Annotated in this window: 2 protein-coding genes and 1 pseudogene; all 3 read left to right on the forward strand. The window is 51.2% G+C overall.

The window, feature by feature from the left end; all coding sequences use genetic code 11:
- The coding region (locus tag SB756_RS27960; protein WP_410912725.1) for an RHS repeat domain-containing protein at positions 1 to 786 on the forward strand (786 nt) is incomplete at its 5' end.
- Between the two features lie 118 nt (positions 787 to 904).
- Positions 905 to 1,276 carry an NTF2 fold immunity protein gene (locus tag SB756_RS27965; RefSeq protein ID WP_410912727.1) on the forward strand — a complete coding sequence of 124 codons (372 nt, stop codon included), beginning with the start codon at positions 905 to 907 and terminating at the stop codon, positions 1,274 to 1,276.
- Between the two features lie 139 nt (positions 1,277 to 1,415).
- Positions 1,416 to 2,155, forward strand: a pseudogene (locus tag SB756_RS27970) (type IV secretion protein Rhs); the annotation flags it as partial.

The raw sequence follows: 2,155 nt of genomic DNA on the forward strand, positions 1-2,155 counted from the left end.
CGCTTCCTCTGGCAGGGGCTGAGGATGCTGCGGGAGGAGACACCTGCGCAGAGCATCCTGTACCTGTACGAGCCGGGTAGCTATGCGCCGTTAGCGCGCGTCGATCAGGTGGAAGGGGAGGAGCAGAAGCTTTATTACTTCCATACTGACCAGATTGGTACGCCGTTGGAGCTGACGGACAGCGAGGGCAAGATTGTTTGGCAGGCGACGTATCGGTCTTGGGGCACGATAGAAACTCTGTCGATCAAAGAGGTCGATCAGAATCTGAGGTACCCAGGGCAGTACAGCGATGATGAAACCTCGCTGCATTATAATACCTTCCGCTACTATGATCCTGAGGTGGCGCGATTCATCACGCAAGATCCAATAGGCTTACTAGGTGGTTCAAACCTTTACAATTATGCGCCCAGTTCAACTGGATGGCTTGATCCGTTAGGGTGGTGTGTCAAAACTAATGTTATCAGAGGGCCGGCAGGTCAACCCCTCAGAGCAGCTGCAACTATCACTTTGAATGATTTGAAACAAGGTGGCACAGCAACTAACGCCACGTCCAGAGCGTGGGCTCGAATGATGGGGAACTCTGATGATGACGCAGGGCATATAATTGGCAAGCTTTTAGGTGGGTCCGGTGGTAAAGATGGTGTGTTCCCTCAGTTAAAGGGTATTAATCGTGGTCAATTTAGAGCATTTGAAGCGCAAATTGCTAATGTCATTAAGAAAAAGGGGGCTGTGGATGTTGAGCTAAACTTCGTGTATGGTAATGGGGGACGCGACCGACTTCCATAACCTATGACGTGTATCGTCAAGGTGAGAAAATCCTTGAAGGTATTTTTGCGAATTAAAATGACTAAGGGAAAATGTAGTTATGAATCCTCCTAGTGAACTAGTAGCCTTCATGAGGGAAATGAACTGCTGGGAGACTGAGTTCTTTGACCAGCGTAAAAAAAACCTGGCTCATGGGATAGAAGATTCTCAGCTAAAAGAAAAGTATGCAAAACAACTTGAAGAGATACTTGATAAATATGCCGTTAAGGATAATTCTAACTATGGGCGACTTGTAGATCTTGGGTGCACTAAACCTGCCACTTATGATCCTGCGACTGATGAGTTAGAGGTTTTGGATGGGGGTGGAAAAACGCTGACAATTCAAGTGCAGCAAACTAAAGGTGCTGAAACATGCTCCAAGATGTATTTAGTGTCTAAAGATGGTGTCTGGAGAATAAAGAAAAAAGAAGTTTTAAGTTTTGATGATAAATGGCGCCGTTCGCCGCTGTAAAGTTTGGTGTTTTTGGTTTGGTAAGAAGGTTAATAGGTTTTTTGCTGCAAGCTTTTGTTTTTTAACAATTAATATTATGTAGTTGCTTGGAGAGAGCTATCATTTTCTTGCAAATTCTTATTTTTTATGTGATCAGACTGCCGTAACTAATGCGCTGAACCAGACCACGTCGCTGGAGCGCAAACCCGACGGCGAAGTGCTGCGCATCAACCACCCGGACGGCACTGCAGAAACTTTCACCTACAATACCCTTGGTCAGGTACTGAGCCACACCGACGGCAAAGGCCAGACTACCCGTTTGCAGCGTACCTCGCGCGGGCTGCCAAGCAGGCGCCAGGACGCTAAGGGCGAGTGGATCCGCTACGAGTACGACAAGGCCCTGCGCCTGGCCGCACTGGTCAACGAGAACAGCGCGGTTTACCGCTTTGCCTATGACGCGTCGGACCGGCTAAGCGAAGAAGTGCGGGTAGACAACCTGACCCGGCGTTTCAGTTACGACGCCGGTGGCCACCTGCTGCGCCTGGACGAAATCGGCTACGGCGAAACCGGTGAGCGACCAGAGCGCAGCACGCTGTTCGAGCGCGATGCCATTGGCCGGCTGACGGCCAAGGTCAACTGCGATGCCCGGCAGGACTTCGCTTACGACGATGCCGACCGGCTGTTGAGCATTCATCGCCAGCCTACCGTTGCCGGCAAGCGGCTGGGTATCACCGATGAAACGCTGGGGTACAGCTACGACCTGCTGGGGCGGCTGACGCAGGAGCTGAGCCCGAGTGGCGCGCTGGACTATGAGTACGACCCGCTCAGCAACCTGACCACACTGACCCTGCCGGATGGGCGCAAGGTCAATCACCTGTACTACGGCAGCGGCCACCTGCA

It is taken from the genome of Pseudomonas sp. SIMBA_068, assembly GCF_046534705.1.
GTDB classification, from domain to species: Bacteria; Pseudomonadota; Gammaproteobacteria; order Pseudomonadales; family Pseudomonadaceae; genus Aquipseudomonas; species Aquipseudomonas putida.

What these genes read in the sequence shown, in the direction of transcription:
- SB756_RS27965 (WP_410912727.1), top strand. Translation starts at nt 905, where the DNA reads ATGAACTGCTGGGAGACTGAGTTCTTTGACCAGCGTAAAAAAAACCTG.